This is a genomic window from Microbacterium sp. NPDC057658 (genome assembly GCF_042799975.1).
In the GTDB taxonomy this organism is placed as follows: Bacteria; Actinomycetota; Actinomycetes; order Actinomycetales; family Microbacteriaceae; genus Microbacterium.
The window spans coordinates 389,986-405,870 of the sequence record NZ_JBHVHT010000002.1 but is presented as its reverse complement, the minus strand read 5'-3'; the positions used below and the strand labels follow the sequence as shown (position 1 = coordinate 405,870).

The following is a 15,885-nucleotide window of genomic DNA, read 5'->3' as shown; positions in this document are numbered from 1 at the left end:
ATGGCTAACGACGTCGAGCACGCCAAGCGAGCCCTCCGCGCGGAGCTGCGCGAGCGGCGTCAGCTGCTGTCCGATCCCCAGCGCGAAGCCGCTGCCACGGCGATCGGCGAACGGCTGGACGCCCTCGTCGACGAGCTCGGCGCCCGCTCCGTCTCCTGCTTCCTCTCCACCACCACGGAGCCGGGCACCAGGGAGTTCGTCACCCGCGCGGTCCGCCGCGGGATCCGGGTGCTCCTCCCGGTCACCCGCTCCGACGGACTGCTGGACTGGGCGGTCGCCGACGACACCGACGAGATCGCGGAAGGCCTGTACGGGCTGCCCGAGCCCACCGGCGAGGTGCTCGGGCCGATCGCCGTGAACGACGTCGACCTCATGATCGTCCCCGCCGCCGCCGTCGACCGCTCGGGGATGCGCATGGGCTGGGGCCGCGGCTACTTCGACAAGACCATCGGCTCCATGGAGAAGTGCCCTCCGGTGTACGCGGTGATCTATGATTCCGAGGTACTCGACGAACTGCCGCGCGAGGTGCACGATCAGCCGGTCGACGGCATCGTGACCCCGTCGCAGACGCTGCATCTGTCGCCTCGGCGACGCTGACCCGCAAGGACCGCCATGCCCACCTACGCCTATGCCTGCACCGCGTGCGGGCACCAGTTCGACGCCGTCCAGAGCTTCTCCGACGACGCGCTCACGGTCTGCCCCGAGTGCGGCGGCGCGCTGCGCAAGCAGTACGGCTCGATCGGCGTGACCTTCAACGGCTCCGGCTTCTATCGCACGGACTCGCGCGCCAAATCCGGGGGTTCGAAGGATGCTTCGGCATCATCGAAGTCGGATTCGACGACGAGCGCCAAACCGGCCGCTGCGTCGACTCCCGCCTCGAACTGAGGCCCAGTCGACTTGGGGGTTTCCATGCTCAAAGGTTTCAAGGACTTCCTGCTCCGCGGGAACGTCATCGATCTGGCCGTCGCGGTCGTCATCGGCACCGCCTTCACGGCGATCGTCACAGCGGTCGTGAACAGCATCATCAACCCGCTCATCGCGCTCTTCCTCAAGGCGGACGCCGCGGGGCAGTTCGGCATCCAGGTTCCGAACATCTACGGAGAGACCGTCACGTTCCCGATCGGCGACCTCATCTCGGCGATCATCAGCTTCCTCGCGGTCGCCGCGGTCGTCTACTTCGTCTTCGTGCTGCCGATGAACACCTTCAAGGCGCACGTCGAGGCACGCAAGGGCACGCCCGCCGAGGAGCCGGAGGAGGAGCCGGCCGCCGCGACCGAGGCGGAGCTGCTCGTCGAGATCCGCGATCTGCTCAAGACCCAGCAGGGTCCGCGCGGCGTCTGACCGCACCGCGCTCACGACCCACGGCTCTCCTCGGAGGGCCGTGGGTCTTTCTCGTTCCGGGTGCGGCCGCCTCAGTAGTGCGGAGGCACGTCGCGGAGGAGCTGGTCGTCGTTGGGACCCTTCCGATCGCCGGGGGCGGACCGGCGCGGCGTCTCACCCTCCGGGACCTCCGGCGCCGGGTCGCTGCCCTCGACGGGCGTCAGACGCGCCCGCCGGGAGCCCGGCACCCGGACGACCCGCTGACGCGGCTCGTCACGGCCGTCAGTCATTCCGGTGGTCGCCGAGGTCGAGGGGCTGCGTGTCGTTCTCCGCGCGCGGGGTCGACTCCGAGATGCCGAGCACCGTCGCGATCCGGGACGCCACCGTACGCGGGTCGCTGTAGAGGTCGAACGCGTGGACGCGGACGTAGTGCCAGCCGAGGCGGCGGAGCACATGCGGGCGCAGCCGGAGCGTCTCGCGCAGCGACTCTCCCCGGGACTCCGGATCGGACTCGATCACAACGGCCTTGCCGTTGTGCTGCGCCACGAGCGGCAGGAGCCCCCGGTAGTCGACGTCGACGGAAGCGCCGAGACGCCGGAGCTCCCTGGCCAGTGCGAGCGTGAGCGGGTCGGCCAGATCCTCCAGGCGCGCATCGCGGGCGCGCGCCGCGAGACCGCCGAGGATCGACATGAGCGTGGCTGCGCCGTGCTCGAGACGCCCGTCGTCGAAGGCCGAGGGGCGGATGGACGAGACGATCACCATGGAGCGCCGCGCCCGGGTCATCCCGACGGTCAGCAGCCGCTCGCCGTCCGGCGTCGACAGGTCGCCGAAGTCGCTGAGGACGCGGCCGTGCTTGGTGAGTCCGAAGCCGAGCGAGAAGATGACGCGGTCGCGGCTCTCGGCGACGGACTCCTCGAGCGTGAGCACGGCGAACGGCTCCGCGGTGTCGCGGGCGACGAAGTCGGCGACGTCGGAGCGGCCGGCGAAGGCGGCGGTCACGGCGGCCCGCACGCGCTCCGCGTGACGGGTGCTGGCGGTGACCACCATGAGCGACTCCGTCGGGCGGTGCACGGCGTGCTCGACGACGAGCGTGACGACGCGGGCGACCTCGGCGTCCGGGCTCTCGACGGCGCCGGACACGGGATCGGGCGTCCCGGTGCCCCCTTCGACGTAGTCGACGGTGAGGCTGCCCCGGCCCAGGTACGACCCCGCCCACGGAAGGGAGACGATCTCGCCGCCGTAGAACGCGTCGTTGATGAGCTCCGCGAGGTCCTCACCGCCGGCACGGTAGCTCCGGGTCAGCGTCATCACGGGGAACAGCTCGGAAAGCCGCTCGAAGACGGAGACCTCGTCGAACGGGACCTCCTCCTCCCAGTCCTCCGCGGGGTCGACCGCGATGCGGAAGGGAGAGGGCCGCTGCGTGACCGGGTCTCCGAAGGCGACGACCTGCCGGGCACGGCGGATCGCCGGGGCCGCCTCGGCGAGGTTGATGGCCGCGGCGTCGACGAGGAGCACGGTGTCGAACTCCACTGCGTCCGGGATCTCCGGGACGAGGTAGGGCGACGAGATCCAGACCGGAGCCAGGACGTCGACGAGGGTCGGCGCGGCGCTGACGACCTCGGCGGCCGTCGTCGCGGACTGCGTCAGGGCGCGGCGCAGGTTCTGCGACTGCTCAGGCTCGTCGACGATGGCGATGCGCCACTGGTTCGCGAGCTGCCAGGCGAGCAGCGGTCCCGCCATCGCCGCGTGGGCCTCGTCGACCAGCCGGAAGTCGCGCTCGAGGCGGTCGACCACGGCGGTGTTCGCTCCGAGCAGCGCGCGGTTGTCCTGCAGCGCGCGCTCGAGGAGGGACTGCCACCAGGCGAACTCGAGCTCGTCCCCCACCCGCGCTTCGGAGACATGGCGAACCGAGAGCTCGGTCAGCAACGGCTCCAGGCCGAGGAGGGCGAGCTTGTCACGCAGCTGCGCGCGCTCGACGAGGTTCTCGAAGACGTCGGACTTCGCGGCGAGACCCGCGAGCATGCGCACGAGTCGCGCGACCGGCAGCGAGGACAGCGGTTCGCGGCGGCCGAGTGCCGCGTCCAGCTCTGCCAGCTCAGCCTCCACCCGCTGCCAGGAGGCGAACACGTCGGCGAGGCCGAGCGGGATCTCCGGCGCGACGCCCGCGTCGACGTAGCGCTGCCACTGGGTGCGCTGGGTCTGGATGCGCAGCAGCGCCTCGTGCATCTCCGTCACGTGCACGCCGGGGCGGACGTACTCCTTCGCGAGGCGGCGGAGGCGGCGACGGTTCGCTCCGGACATCCCGGGTGCGTCCCGGCGGGAGCCGTGCGCCTGGATGAGCTCCCCGAGCGGACGCTCGAACACCGTCGGGCTGAACCGGTCCAGGGTGTCGCGGATGCCCTGCAGCAGCTCGAGGTAGTCGCCGAGCTCGTCGATCGTCGAGAACGGTCGCATGTGCGTCTGCGCGATGAGCTCGTAGCCGCGCTCCAGCAGGGCGGGCACGCTGACGGCATGGAGGCGCCCGGCGAGCTCGTGGGCGGCGCGGGCGGCCTCGGTGCTGCCGAAGGTGACGCCGTACCAGGGCGAATCGTTCGGTCCGACGCGGAACTCGCCGAGTCGTGCGGCCTGAGCCAGTGCGGCGGCCGCCTCGGTGCGATCCTTCGCGAGCCGGCGCAGGGCGTCCACGCTCAGTCGGGCCGTGGTCGACGGCGGGACCGGCAGGGACGCGAGACGGGTGAGGTGCCTGGTCGCGTCCCGGACGGAGGCGTCGAGGCCGGGGATCGGAACGGTCAGAGCGTCGCGATAGTCGCGGAGCACCGTGCGCAGCCGCACGAGCGCGTCGTCGACCTCGCTCACCTTGGGCGCGGTCGCCTTCTCGTTCCTGCCGATCGCACGGACGAGGTCTCGGCGCAGGCTCGCCGGGGACACCGCGAGGCTGTCGAGGCCGATGCCGGCGAGGCGGTGGCGCACGCCGTCGAGCGTCGACCGGCGGGCCGAGACGACGAGCACCTTCTTGCCGGCGCGGACGAGCTCGCCCAGCGCGTTGATGACGGTCTGCGTGCCGCCGGTGCCCGGCAGCGTCGCCACGGTGAGGGAGTGACCGGCGGTGATGCGGGCCAGCACCGCCTCCTGCTCGGCATCCGCGTCGAGGAGGAGCGTGTCCGAGGCGGGCGCGCGGTCGTCCGGACCGACGTGGTGCGGGACGGCGCGCGGTGCCGTGACCTGCTCGCGATCGCCGACGTGGCCGCCGAGGGCGTTGAGGACCGGGTGGTCGAGGCTGCCGCCGTCCTGGGCCATGGCGCCAGCGACATCGGCGAAGGTGGAGACGACGAGTCGAGGCTCGACGGAGAACGTCTCGATCGATCGGGTCAGACCGCGCAGGCTGTCGATCACCGGCTGCGGCTTGAAGATGCCGCCGTCGTAGGCGAGCGCCGCGAGGGCTGTGGCGTCGAGCGACAGCCCGAAGTGCTCGCGGGCGACCCGGACGAGCTCCGGATTCACCTCGAACGCCCCCTGCAGCTTGAGCTCGAAGTCGGTGTGATGGCGGCGGATCGCGAGGGGTCGCAACAGGACAGGGGCGGCGAAGGTCGCCCCGCCGATGCGCCACCGCGCGACGCCGACGGCCAGGTGCACGGCTTCGATGCCGCGGACCGTGCGCAGCTCGGTGTTCTTGGCCGTGATGCGCTCGGCGGCCAGCCGCGCGGTACGCAGGCCCACCTCGTCGCGGAAGAGGTTGGAGAGGAGCGTCGACTTGCCGGTGATGAACTGCGGGAGACTGCCCGGGTGCGCCTTGGAGATGTCGATGCCGGATTCCGGCCCGTCGCGGAAGCTGCTCAGCGGCGAAGGGCCGCCCAGATCGGCGGCTTCGGCCCGCAGGCGCGTGCGCTCGGCCTCGGCGGCGTGCGCGATCCCGACTCCGGTGGACGAGTCGTGCAGGTCACCGAGGGACACAGCGTTGTCCACCGCTGTGCTGTTCGCAGACCTGCTTTCCCGTCGCCACACACTCACACCCTAGGCGCGACACCGTCGGAGATCGGTATCCACGGCGGGTTTCCGGTGAAAAACAGCCCGGCACCGCGCTCCGCCGACTACTCCTCCCCTCGTGTCCGCACGCTGCCGTTCTCCACCGAACGCGGAACCGCTCCGTCTCGAGCCGTTCTGCGCCCGGATTCGGCGGCCAGGATGGGGACATGACTTTCCGCTATGACTTCGCTCCGACGCCCTTCGGCGACGCCCTCGCGGTCTTCTCCGACGAGGGCATCGTGCGCTTCGACCTCTCCGAGTCCGCAGACCCGCAGGTGCCGTGGCTGCTCGAAAGCGTCTCGCGGCAGCTCGGTGCCGTCCCGGAGCCCGACCCGGGCGCGGCCGACGAGCTCGTGCCGCTTCTGGACGCGTACTTCGACGGCGAGCCCGTGCGCTTCGACGAGCATCTGCGTCTCGACTGGCGTCTCGTGGAGGGTTTCCACCGGGCGGCGCTGCACACCGTGTGCGACATCCCCTGGGGCCAGACCCTGAGCTACGGGGAGGTCGCGGTGCTGGCCGGCCACCCGGGGGCGGCGCGCACCGTCGGGACGGCGTGCCGCCTCACGCCGTTCTCGATCATCGTGCCCGTGCACCGGGTCGTGCGATCCGACGGCTCCGCGGGGCACTACGGCGGCCATCCGGAGCGGAAGCGCTTCCTGCTGGACCTCGAGTCGCGATGAACCCCGCTCCTGGGGTGCGGGCCCGGCGAGTAGGCCGCCGGGCCCGCACCCGAGGAGGTCGCGTCAGTGGTCGACGGCCTTCTCCGCGCCGAAGCCGGTGAGCGAGCGCACCTCCATCTCGGCCGCCAGCTCGGGAGACTCGCGCCGCGTGCTGGTGACGGTTCCGAGCCAGCCGAGCGCGAACCCGAGCGGTATGGACACGATGCCCGGGTTGTTCAACGGCCAGACGGCGATGTCGATCCCGGGGATCATCGACGTCGGCGTACCGGAGAACACGGGCGACAGGATGATGAGGATGATCGCCGAACCGAGCCCGCCGTACATGCTCCACACCGCGCCCCGCGTCGTGAACCGGCGCCAGAACAGCGAGTAGAGGATCGTCGGCAGGTTGGCCGACGCCGCCACCGCGAAAGCGAGCGCCACGAGGAAGGCGATGTTCTGCCCCTGTGCCCCGATGCCGCCGACGATCGCGAGGATGCCGATGACGATCACGGTGCGACGGGCCACGCGGACCTCGCCGTTGGGATCGGGCTCGACCGGCTTCCCCGACGCGTCCTTCCGCCCCTTCTGGATGACGTTCGCGTAGATGTCGTGGGCGAACGACGCCGCCGCGGTGATGGTGAGTCCGGCGACGACCGCGAGGATCGTGGCGAACGCCACCGCGGAGATGAACCCGAGGAGCACGGGCCCGCCGAGCTTCAACGCCAGCAGCGGGGCGGCCGAGTTCACCCCGCCGGGTGCCGCGGCGATCACGTCGGCGCCGACGAGGGCGCCCGCGCCGTACCCGAGCACGAGGGTCAGCAGGTAGAAACCGCCGATCAGCCAGATCGCCCAGACCACCGACCGCCGTGCCTCCTTGGCCGTCGGCACGGTGTAGAAGCGCATGAGCACGTGTGGGAGACCCGCGGTGCCGAGCACGAGGGCCATGCCCAGCGACAGGAAGTCCCACGGATTGGCGCCGTACTGCAGACCGGGCGCCAGCACCGCCTCGCCCTTGTCGGAGTTGGCCACCGCCGCCTCCAGGAGGGTGTTCAGGCTGAAGCCGTTGATCGCGAGGACCCAGATCGTCATCGCCAGGGCACCGCCGATGAGGAGCACCGCCTTGACGATCTGCACCCAGGTGGTGCCCTTCATGCCGCCGATGAGCACGTAGACGATCATGAGGATGCCGACGACGGCGATGACGACCGACTGCCCGACGCGCCCGTCGATCCCCAGCAGCAGGGACACGAGACCGCCCGCCCCCGCCATCTGCGCGAGGAGGTAGAAGAAGCAGACCGCGAGCGTGGTGATCGCCGCCGCCATCCGCACCGGACGCTGCTTCAAGCGGAACGAGAGCACGTCCGCCATCGTGAACTTGCCGGTGTTGCGCATGAGCTCCGCCACGAGCAGCAGCGCGACCAGCCAGGCGACGAGGAATCCGATGGAGTAGAGGAATCCGTCGTACCCGTTGATCGCGATGGCGCCGCAGATGCCGAGGAACGACGCGGCGGAGAGGTAGTCGCCGGCGATCGCGAATCCGTTCTGGGGCCCGGTGAAGGAACGACCGGCCGCGTAGTAGTCGGCGGCCGTCTTGTTGTTCCGACTGGCGCGGATCACGATGAACAACGTCACCGCGACGAAGGCGAGGAAGATCGAGATGTTGAACACCGGGTTGATGTCGAGGGCGACATCCTCGGTGGCCGTGCGGATGATGGTCATGCGTCCGCCTGCGCCTTCTCGAGTTCTTCACGGATCTCGGACGCCAGGGGGTCGAGCTTCCTATTCGCGAATGCGACATACGCCATCGTGATGGCGAATGTCGTCACGAACTGACCGAGCCCGAAGAGCAGCCCGACGGTGATATCCCCCCAGACGCGCTGCGCCATGAAATCGCGGGCGAATGCCGCCAGCAGCACGTAGACGAAATACCACACGAGGAAGAACGCGGCGAGGGGGAAGATGAAGGACCGCTGCGTCCGTTTCAACCGCAGGAATCGAGGGGATTGCTCGACGGCGACATAATCGATCGCACCGTTCTGAGGGGTCGGAACCTGTTCGCTCATGGGGCCTCCTTGCCACATGTCCGCTGCACGCGCGGCTGTCGCCGCCCGAGTGGTAGGGTCGACGCTACGAAACGGGGAACGGTGCCGTCACCCCCGAAAGTAGGTATTCGTGAGCTCTCCGATCACCGTCGAATCCGAGGCGGAGCTCGTCGCCAACGCGGTGCGCGAGCTCGCGCGGCGCACGCGCTTCCCCGTCGCGTTCGGCGGGCTGATCGAAGAGGGCGTCGTGAGTGTCACGAGCATCGTCGGGGCCCGCACGCGTGCTCTCGACGGGCTCCGCGTGCGCCCCGAGCGCGGTCTCGGCGGCCGCGCCATGATGGAGCTGCGCCCGCGGATGACGAGCGACTACGGCTCCTCCCGCCAGATCACCCACGACTACGACGTCTTCGTGCTCGGCGAAGGTCTGCGGACGCTGCTCGCCCTGCCGATCGTCGTCCAGGGCCGCCCGCGCGGCGTGCTCTATGCGGGCGCCTGGGCCGAGGAGAGGATCGGCGGCGTGACGACGGCACCGGCGATGCAGGTCGCCCAATCCGTCGCCGATGAGCTGCGCATCCGGGACGAGGTGCAGCGCCGTCTGCGGGCCGCGTCCCCGTCGCCCGCCGCCGTCGCGCCGGCCCAGCGCGAGGAGTTGCGGGAGAGCTTCGCGGAGCTGCGCAGCATCGCCGCCACCGTCGACGACGCCGGCATCCGCGCGCGGCTGGCGCAGGTCGAGCGCCGACTGCTGACCCTCGCCGGCGACGACCTCCCGACGACGACCGGCCCCGTTCCCGTCATCCACCTCTCCCCGCGCGAGACCGACGTCCTCGCGTGCGCCGCCCTCGGGTCGACGAATGCGGAGATCGCCGCGCACCTCGGTCTGCGGGAAGGCACCGTCAAGGCCTATCTCGGCACCGCGATGTCGAAATTGGACGCATCGACGCGGCATGCCGCCGTGACCAAAGCACGTCGCGCGGGTCTGCTTCCCTGAATCGGGCATTCTCCGCGACCGCGTCATACGGCGCCATGAAGGAGCGGCTTTTGTTGTGCGCATTCCCGCCGCCGCGATAAAGTCGCCGTCATGGCGAGACGAATTGTGCACCAGCTGGTCGACGATATCGACGGCACCGTCCTGGAGGTCGGAGAGGGCGAGACCGTGCATTTCTCGCTGAACGGCACCTCCTACGAGATCGATCTGAATTCCGCGCACGCCGAGGAATTGCGCCAGGCCCTCGAGCCGTACATCACGGCAGGGCGTCGGGCGGGATCCGGTGCGTCCACCGGCGGAGGGCGCTCCTCGTCCTCCTCCTCGTCGCGGAAGCGGCCCTCACGCAACCCCGAGGTCGCGGCGATCCGCGCCTGGGCGAAGGAGAACGGGTACACGCTCTCGGAGCGGGGACGAGTTCCGGCCCCCATCCTGGACGCGTACCGCGCCGCTCATTGATCCGGTCCCGCCCCACCTCACGGTCGGGCGGGATCTTCGTGTGCGCCCTGCGTGGCCCACGGCTCGTCACGCAGGGTGATCTCCTCCGTCATGTCCTGGAGGAACCGGATCACCACATCGCGCTCCGCCGCCGACAACCGCGCGGCCGCGTAGAAGCGCTTGGCCTGCTGCCGCCCGACCGTCTCCATCGCGGCGTGCCTGGTCTCCGGAGTGATCGTGATCGCGAGAGCTCGTCGGTCGGTGGGATGCGGCGAGCGCCGGATGTGCCCGCCCTTCTCCAGCCGATCGAGCAGCTTCGTCGTCGCCGCGGTCGAGACCCGGAGGTGATGGGCGATCCCGCTGGGTGTCGCCACCAGCGACCGATTCGCGCACACGATCAGATAGTGCAGCGCCCGCATGTCGGTCTCGTTCAGCTGCATGTACCGGCGCGACGCCTGCGACAGCCGCTGCTCGGCGTCGCGCAATCCGCCGAGCGCCTCCATGACGCGAGCGATCTGCCGCAGATCCTCCGGCGCGACGCCGGAGCGGTCGATGAGCGTGCTGCGCGGATCGCTGGCCTCGACGTCGTAGATCGCGCCATGGGTCAGGTCGTCCGGCCCCGCGGTCGCCGGCGCCTCGGCGACCGGGGTGGTGCGGGGCTCGGAGTGCATGCGATCATGTTACACACCAACAGCTTCATGCTAAGTTGATATTTCGCCAGGTTAGCTAAACGACGAGAGGGCGCCATGGACAACGTCACACTCCTCGCCGAAGACGGGACTGCCGTCGGCATCCTGCCCAAGAGCGAAGTCCACACGACCGACACGCCCCTCCACCTCGCCTTCTCCTGCTACGTGCAGGATCGGGAGGGACGCCTGCTCGTCACCCGTCGCGCCCTCGGCAAGCGCACGTGGCCCGGCGTCTGGACCAACAGCTTCTGCGGGCACCCGCAGCCCGGCGAGGACATGACCGACGCGGTGCGCCGGCGCGGCTCCGACGAACTGGGCATCCAGGTGACCGAGATCCGCCTCGCCCTCCCCGACTACCGCTACCGCGCCGTGGACGCGAGCGGCATCGTGGAGAACGAGATCTGCCCGGTGCACGTCGCCGTGATCGACGGGCAGCCCGCCGCGAATCCCGACGAGGTGGCGGAGTGGGAATGGGTCGACGTGGACGACCTGCTCGCCGCGGTCATCCGCACCCCCTTCGCCTTCAGCCCCTGGCTCGCGGAGCAGCTCCCGCTCCTCCGACGACACGGAGAGGTCTGAGCCATGGCCGTCACAGTGACAGAGGAAGACCTCGGCACCCGCATCGAGGCGGTGCTGCGACGACGCTTCGCCGAGCGCGCGGTCGCCGCCGAGCACTACGGGGCGGAGTTCGCCGCGCTGTGGCACACCGCGGCCGAGCACGCTCTCGGCGGGAAGCTCCTGCGTCCGCGGATGCTCATGGACCTCCTGTCCGCGCTCACCACGGCTCCCCTGACGGCGGAGGACGCCGCCCGGGCGATCGACGTGGCCGCTCATGTCGAGCTCCTGCACTTCGCGTTCCTCCTGCACGACGACGTGATCGACGGCGACCTCACGCGCCGCCGCCGCCCCAACCTCATCGGCTCCCTCGTCTCCCGTCGTCCCGATGCCGGAGCCGAGGCGGCGCTGCACTGGGGCCGGTCGAGCGCCATCCTCCTCGGAGACCTCCTCCTGTCCAGTGCCGTGCTCGGGTTCGCCCGCGCCGACATCCCCGCCGCGCGACGGGAGCGGCTCCTCGCCCTCCTCGAGACGACGGTGTTCGAGACCGTCGCCGGCGAGCACTCGGACGTCGCCCTCAGCGACGGCATCATCGCGGCCGACCTCCGCACCATCCTCGCCACGAGCGCGTCGAAGACGGCCGCCTATTCGTTCGTCCTCCCCCTCCGCGCGGCGGCCATCCTGTCGGGGGCGTCGACGGCAGCCGAGGAACAGCTGACCGAGATCGGCGGCCACCTCGGCCTCGCCTACCAGCTGCAGGACGACCTGCTGTGCGTGTTCGGGGATCCGGAGACGCACGGCAAGGACCCCTATTCCGACCTCCGCGAGGGCAAGGAGACCGCGATCATCGCCTACGCGCGGATGACCAGCCACTGGCCCAGCATCGAGCTGCGGTTCGGAGCCACCGACCTGAGCGTCGAGGACGCGGCGGAGATGCGCGACCGCCTCCGCGAATGCGGCGCGGAGGGCTTCGTCCGCGGTCTCGTGGAGGAGCAGCTCGCCGCCGTCTCGACGGTGCTCGCGGAAGCGGAGGAGGCGGGCACGCTCTCCGCCGATGCAGGACGCGTGGTCCTCGCGCTCGCCGACCGGATCGAGGGCCGCAGCCGATGACCGCGACCCCCGCCGAGCATCGCGACGACGCGGCGCTGCGCCGCTTCAGCCGCACCGCCGAGATCGCGACCTCCGACGTGATCCGCACCTATTCGACATCGTTCGGCCTGGCCACCCGCCTCCTCGGGCGACGTCATCGTCAGCACGTCCGGAACATCTACGCCATGGTGCGCATCGCGGACGAGATCGTCGACGGCGTCGCCGCCGAGGCCGGGCTCGACGCGGGCGCCCAGGCGGCCGCCCTGGACTCGTACATCGCGGAGACCCATCGGTCGATGCGGACCGGCTACAGCAGCGACCTCATCCTGCACGCGTTCGCGCGGACGGCGCGCGAGTGCGGGATCGGCGAGGACCTCACCCGGCCGTTCTTCGACTCGATGCGCGCCGACATCGCCGGTGACTCCGGCTTCACGGCCTACGACGCCGACGCGCACGCCGCGTACGTCTACGGGTCGGCGGAGGTCGTGGGACTCATGTGCCTGCGGGTCTTCCTCCGCGACGCCACGCGGACGCCGGCCGAGCTCGAGATCCTCGAGCGCGGGGCTCGGCGGCTGGGAGCCGCGTTCCAGAACGTGAACTTCCTCCGCGATCTGGCCGACGACACCGACCGCCTGCAGCGCGGCTACCTCGGCGGCTCAGCTCGTCTCACCGATGCCGACCGCGACTCCTGGGTCGACACCGTCCACCGTCAGCTCGCCGACGCGAGAGCTGCGATCCCGCTGCTCCCGAAGGACGCCCGTGCCGCGGTGCGCAGCGCCCTCGCCCTCTTCGCGGCCCTGACCCGGAAGGTCGCGCGGACGCCGGCCGCGGAGCTGTACCGCCGGCGGGTCCGCGTGCCGGATCCGATCAAGGCGCTGCTCGCCGCGCGGGCCGTCGTGGTGACGAGCATGGAGCGGGACCGATGAGCCGCATCGTCATCATCGGCGCGGGCGTGGCCGGCCTGGCCACGGCCGGGCTGCTCGCACGCGACGGCCATGACGTCGTGGTGCTGGAGAAGAACGACCGCGTCGGCGGACGGGCCGGCACCATCGAGCGCGACGGCTTCCGATTCGACTCCGGCCCCTCGTGGTACCTGATGCCCGAGGTGTTCGACCACTACTTCGCGATGATGGGCACGAGCACCGAGGAGCAGCTCGACCTGACCCTGCTCGACCCGGGGTACCGCGTCTTCCGCTCCCCCGAGTCCGGCGACGCCCCGGTGACGGTGCCCGCCGGACGGGACGCCGTCTCGGCGCTGTTCGAGTCGATGGAACCCGGCTCCGCCGCCGCGCTCGACACCTACCTCACCTCCGCCCACGACGCCGGCGCCATGGCAAGGAGCTACTTCCTCTACAACCCGTTCACCCGGACCAGGACGCTGGCCGCGCCCGAGGTGGTGCGCGCGCTCCCTCGGCTCTTCTCGCTGCTCGGCACGCGCCTCCAGGCCTTCGCCGCCCGCCGCTTCCGGAACCCGGTGCTGCGCCAGATCCTGGGCTACCCCGCGGTCTTCCTCGGCACCGATCCCCGGACGGCCCCGGCGATGTACCACCTGATGAGCGCGCTCGACCTCGACCAGGGCGTGCTGTATCCGCAGGGCGGCTTCTGGCGCGTCGTCGAGCGATTGGCGGCGCTGGCCCAGGATGCCGGCGCCCGGATCGTCACCGGCGCGGAGGTCACCGGGATCCGCACCCAGGATGCCGACGGCGCGACCCATGCGACCGGGGTCGGCTGGACGGACCGCGACGGCCACCAGCACGTGGAGGACGCGGACATCGTGGTCTCCGGCGCCGATCTGCACCACACGGAGACGGCGCTGCTGCCCCCGACGCTGCAGTCCTATCCGGAGTCCTGGTGGGCGCGGCGCACGAGCGGGCCCGGCGGCGTGCTCGTGATGCTCGGCGTCCGCGGCGCCCTGCCCGAGCTCCCCCATCACTCGCTCTTCTTCACCGACGACTGGGATGCGAACTTCGACGCGATCTTCGGTCGCACCCCTGCCGTCCCCAGCCCGGCGTCCACCTACGTCTGCCGCCCCAGCGCCACCGACGCCGAGGTCGCGCCGGACGGGTACGAGAACCTCTTCGTGCTGGTGCCGGTGCCGGCCGACGTCGATCTCGGGCACGGGGGAAGCGACGGCGCCGGCTCCGCGGCTGTCGAGAAGGCTGCGGACGCCGCGATCGACCTGATCGAGACGTGGGCGGGGATCCCCGACCTGCGGGAGCGCATCGTCGTCCGGGAGACCGTGGGGCCGGCCGACTTCCGCGACGACTACCACTCCTGGCGGGGCGGGATGCTCGGGCCCGCGCACATCCTGTCGCAGAGCGCGATGTTCCGCGCGCAGAACGCGTCCCGGCGCGTGCAGGGGCTGTACTACGCCGGAGCGACCACCGCCCCCGGTGTGGGCGTGCCGATGTGCCTCATCAGCGCCGAGATCGTGCTCAAGCGCATCCGGGGCGACCACTCCCCCGGTCCGCTGCCGGAGCCGGCCCCACGCCCGACGAGCGCGGAGCGGGCATGATGGGCGCGATCTACCTGGCCGCCCTGCTCGTCTCCCTCGGCTGCATGCTGCTGCTGGACTGGCGGTTCCGCCTGTTCTTCTGGCGCGATGCCGTGGCGGCGGCCGTCGTCACCGCCGTCGGCCTCGCCTTCTTCCTCGTGTGGGATGTGGCCGGTATCGCGGCGGGGATCTTCTTCCGCGGTGAGGCGGCGATCGCCACGGGCATCGTCCTGGCCCCCGAACTCCCTCTCGAAGAGCCGATCTTCCTCGTCTTCCTCGTCGTGTGCACGATGGTGCTCTACGGCGGCGGCGTGCGCGTCCTGGAGCGCCGCCGCGGCACTTCCGAGGCGGAAGGAGCGGCGCGATGACCTACCTGCAGCTGTCCGCGGTGTTCCTCGCCGTCGCCGTCCTCGCCGCGGTCGCCCTCGGCGTCGCCGCGCGCCGTACCCCGCACCTCGGCGCCCTCGCGCTGACCGCCCTCGCCCTCCTCGTGCTGACCGCCGTGTTCGACACCGTCATGATCGCCACCGGTCTCTTCCACTACGCGCCCGGCCCGCTCGCCGGCCTGCACATCGGGCTCGCCCCGATCGAGGACTTCGCCTACCCGCTGGCCGGGGTGCTGCTGCTCCCCGCGCTGTGGACCGCCCTCCGCGGGCGCCGCTCCCGGACACGCGCCGCCCGGACGGAGGAGCAGGCATGACCGATCAGACGTCCCGCACCGGAGGCCTCGGCCGCGACATCGCCCAGATCGTCCTCTCCTCCCGACCGATCAGCTGGATCAACACCGCCTTCCCCTTCGCCGCCGCCTACCTGTTGAGCACCAGGGAGATCGACGCGACGTTCGTGATCGGCACGCTGTACTTCCTCATCCCGTACAACCTCGCCATGTACGGCATCAACGACGTCTTCGACTACGCCTCCGATCTGGCCAACCCCCGCAAGGGCGGGATCGAGGGCGCCCTGCTGTCCCCGCGGATCCACCGTGCGACGCTGTGGGCGGCGGCGGTCACGAACGTGCCCTTCCTCGTCTACCTGTTCGCGGTCGGCACTCCGGCATCCTGGCTGTGGCTCGCCGTCAGCGTCTTCGCGGTCCTCGCCTACTCGGCACCGGTGCTGCGCTTCAAGGAGCGTCCCTTCCTGGACTCCGTTACCTCGAGCACCCACTTCGTCAGCCCCGCCCTCGTGGGCCTCTCCCTCGCCGGAGCCCCCGTCACCACGACCACCGTCCTCGTCCTCGTCGCCTTCTTCCTCTGGGGCATGGCGGCCCATGCCTTCGGCGCCGTGCAGGACATCGGACCCGATCGCGAGGGCGGCATCTCGTCCATCGCGACCGTGATCGGCGCCAGGGCCACCGTCCGGCTCTCCCTCGTGCTCTGGACGATCGCCGGCGCCGCGATGCTGCTGACCCCCTGGCCCGGACCGCTCGCCGCCGTGCTGGCGCTTCCCTACATCGTCAACGCCGCGCCGTGGTGGAACGTCAGCGACGAGACCTCGGCCGGCACGAACCGCGCCTGGCGCCGGTTCATCGCGCTGAACTACATCGCCGGCTTCCTCGCCACGATGATCCTCATCCTCGCCTGGGTCTCCTGAC

Annotated in this window: 18 protein-coding genes; 13 read left to right on the top strand and 5 right to left on the bottom strand. The window is 70.9% G+C overall.

Annotated elements, in window-relative coordinates; genetic code table 11:
• Genes ACFU8V_RS15435 through mscL form a run of 3 tightly spaced genes read left to right on the top strand, consistent with a single transcriptional unit; the run spans position 1 to position 1,341 of the window.
• Positions 1 to 597 carry a 5-formyltetrahydrofolate cyclo-ligase gene (locus tag ACFU8V_RS15435; protein ID WP_025105557.1) on the top strand — a complete coding sequence of 199 codons (597 nt, stop codon included), beginning with the start codon at positions 1 to 3 and terminating at the stop codon, positions 595 to 597.
• Between the two features lie 15 nt (positions 598 to 612).
• Entirely contained in the window at positions 613 to 885 is a 273-nt protein-coding gene (locus tag ACFU8V_RS15430) for an FmdB family zinc ribbon protein (RefSeq protein ID WP_025105556.1), read from the top strand.
• A gap of 24 nt (positions 886 to 909) precedes the next feature.
• Complete coding sequence (gene mscL / locus ACFU8V_RS15425) at positions 910 to 1,341, top strand: large conductance mechanosensitive channel protein MscL (protein ID WP_025105555.1); 432 nt, start codon at positions 910 to 912, stop codon at positions 1,339 to 1,341.
• 71 nt (positions 1,342 to 1,412) lie between these two features.
• On the opposite strand, the gene ACFU8V_RS15420 is transcribed toward mscL, so the two are convergent.
• Positions 1,413 to 1,610 carry a hypothetical protein gene (locus ACFU8V_RS15420; protein WP_378872528.1) on the bottom strand — a complete coding sequence of 66 codons (198 nt, stop codon included), beginning with the start codon at positions 1,608 to 1,610 and terminating at the stop codon, positions 1,413 to 1,415.
• The gene (locus ACFU8V_RS15415) at positions 1,603 to 5,283 is read right to left on the bottom strand and encodes an AAA family ATPase (protein ID WP_378872525.1); all 3,681 of its coding nucleotides are present in this window, start codon (positions 5,281 to 5,283) and stop codon (positions 1,603 to 1,605) included. Before ACFU8V_RS15415 ends, ACFU8V_RS15420 begins: the two co-directional genes overlap by 8 nt.
• A gap of 227 nt (positions 5,284 to 5,510) precedes the next feature.
• On the opposite strand from ACFU8V_RS15415, the gene ACFU8V_RS15410 reads away from it, so the two are divergent.
• Complete coding sequence (locus tag ACFU8V_RS15410; protein ID WP_378872522.1) at positions 5,511 to 6,023, top strand: methylated-DNA--[protein]-cysteine S-methyltransferase; 513 nt, start codon at positions 5,511 to 5,513, stop codon at positions 6,021 to 6,023.
• A gap of 63 nt (positions 6,024 to 6,086) precedes the next feature.
• Here the strand turns inward: ACFU8V_RS15410 and ACFU8V_RS15405 are convergent, their stop codons facing one another.
• Together ACFU8V_RS15405 and ACFU8V_RS15400 are read right to left on the bottom strand one after the other, a co-directional pair.
• On the bottom strand, positions 6,087 to 7,724 hold the full coding sequence (locus ACFU8V_RS15405) for a cation acetate symporter (RefSeq protein ID WP_085606176.1): 1,638 nt from the start codon (positions 7,722 to 7,724) through the stop codon (positions 6,087 to 6,089).
• Positions 7,721 to 8,068, bottom strand: coding sequence for a DUF485 domain-containing protein (locus ACFU8V_RS15400; RefSeq protein WP_060921784.1), 348 nt, complete (start codon positions 8,066 to 8,068; stop codon positions 7,721 to 7,723). Before ACFU8V_RS15400 ends, ACFU8V_RS15405 begins: the two co-directional genes overlap by 4 nt.
• 109 nt (positions 8,069 to 8,177) lie before the next feature.
• Here ACFU8V_RS15400 and ACFU8V_RS15395 point away from each other — a divergent pair, with 109 nt between their 5' ends.
• A complete protein-coding gene (locus tag ACFU8V_RS15395) occupies positions 8,178 to 9,035 on the top strand; it encodes a LuxR C-terminal-related transcriptional regulator (protein WP_025105549.1) in 858 nt (285 codons plus the stop codon).
• A 90-nt stretch (positions 9,036 to 9,125) separates the two neighbouring features.
• A complete protein-coding gene (locus tag ACFU8V_RS15390) occupies positions 9,126 to 9,488 on the top strand; it encodes an Lsr2 family protein (RefSeq protein ID WP_025105548.1) in 363 nt (120 codons plus the stop codon).
• A gap of 17 nt (positions 9,489 to 9,505) precedes the next feature.
• On the opposite strand, the gene ACFU8V_RS15385 is transcribed toward ACFU8V_RS15390, so the two are convergent.
• Positions 9,506 to 10,138 (bottom strand): MarR family winged helix-turn-helix transcriptional regulator, encoded by a 633-nt coding sequence (locus ACFU8V_RS15385; RefSeq protein WP_378872517.1) that lies wholly within the window; start codon positions 10,136 to 10,138, stop codon positions 9,506 to 9,508.
• A 75-nt stretch (positions 10,139 to 10,213) separates the two neighbouring features.
• On the opposite strand from ACFU8V_RS15385, the gene idi reads away from it, so the two are divergent.
• From idi to ACFU8V_RS15350, 7 genes are read left to right on the top strand one after another with little or no spacing between them, the layout of a single operon-like run.
• A complete protein-coding gene (gene idi, locus ACFU8V_RS15380; RefSeq protein WP_025105546.1) occupies positions 10,214 to 10,735 on the top strand; it encodes an isopentenyl-diphosphate Delta-isomerase in 522 nt (173 codons plus the stop codon).
• Positions 10,736 to 10,738: 3 nt separating this feature from the next.
• Positions 10,739 to 11,821 (top strand): polyprenyl synthetase family protein, encoded by a 1,083-nt coding sequence (locus ACFU8V_RS15375; protein WP_378872514.1) that lies wholly within the window; start codon positions 10,739 to 10,741, stop codon positions 11,819 to 11,821.
• Positions 11,818 to 12,726 carry a squalene/phytoene synthase family protein gene (locus ACFU8V_RS15370; RefSeq protein ID WP_085606180.1) on the top strand — a complete coding sequence of 303 codons (909 nt, stop codon included), beginning with the start codon at positions 11,818 to 11,820 and terminating at the stop codon, positions 12,724 to 12,726. The genes ACFU8V_RS15375 and ACFU8V_RS15370 overlap by 4 nt, the downstream gene beginning before the upstream one ends.
• Entirely contained in the window at positions 12,723 to 14,315 is a 1,593-nt protein-coding gene (gene crtI, locus ACFU8V_RS15365) for a phytoene desaturase family protein (protein WP_378872510.1), read from the top strand. Before ACFU8V_RS15370 ends, crtI begins: the two co-directional genes overlap by 4 nt.
• The gene (locus ACFU8V_RS15360; protein ID WP_378872822.1) at positions 14,315 to 14,662 is read left to right on the top strand and encodes a lycopene cyclase domain-containing protein; all 348 of its coding nucleotides are present in this window, start codon (positions 14,315 to 14,317) and stop codon (positions 14,660 to 14,662) included. Before crtI ends, ACFU8V_RS15360 begins: the two co-directional genes overlap by 1 nt.
• Entirely contained in the window at positions 14,659 to 14,994 is a 336-nt protein-coding gene (locus ACFU8V_RS15355; RefSeq protein ID WP_378872507.1) for a lycopene cyclase domain-containing protein, read from the top strand. Before ACFU8V_RS15360 ends, ACFU8V_RS15355 begins: the two co-directional genes overlap by 4 nt.
• Positions 14,991 to 15,884, top strand: a complete 894-nt coding sequence (locus ACFU8V_RS15350) for a prenyltransferase (RefSeq protein WP_378872504.1) — start codon at positions 14,991 to 14,993, stop codon at positions 15,882 to 15,884. Before ACFU8V_RS15355 ends, ACFU8V_RS15350 begins: the two co-directional genes overlap by 4 nt.
• The last annotated feature ends 1 nt before the right edge of the window (position 15,885 follow it).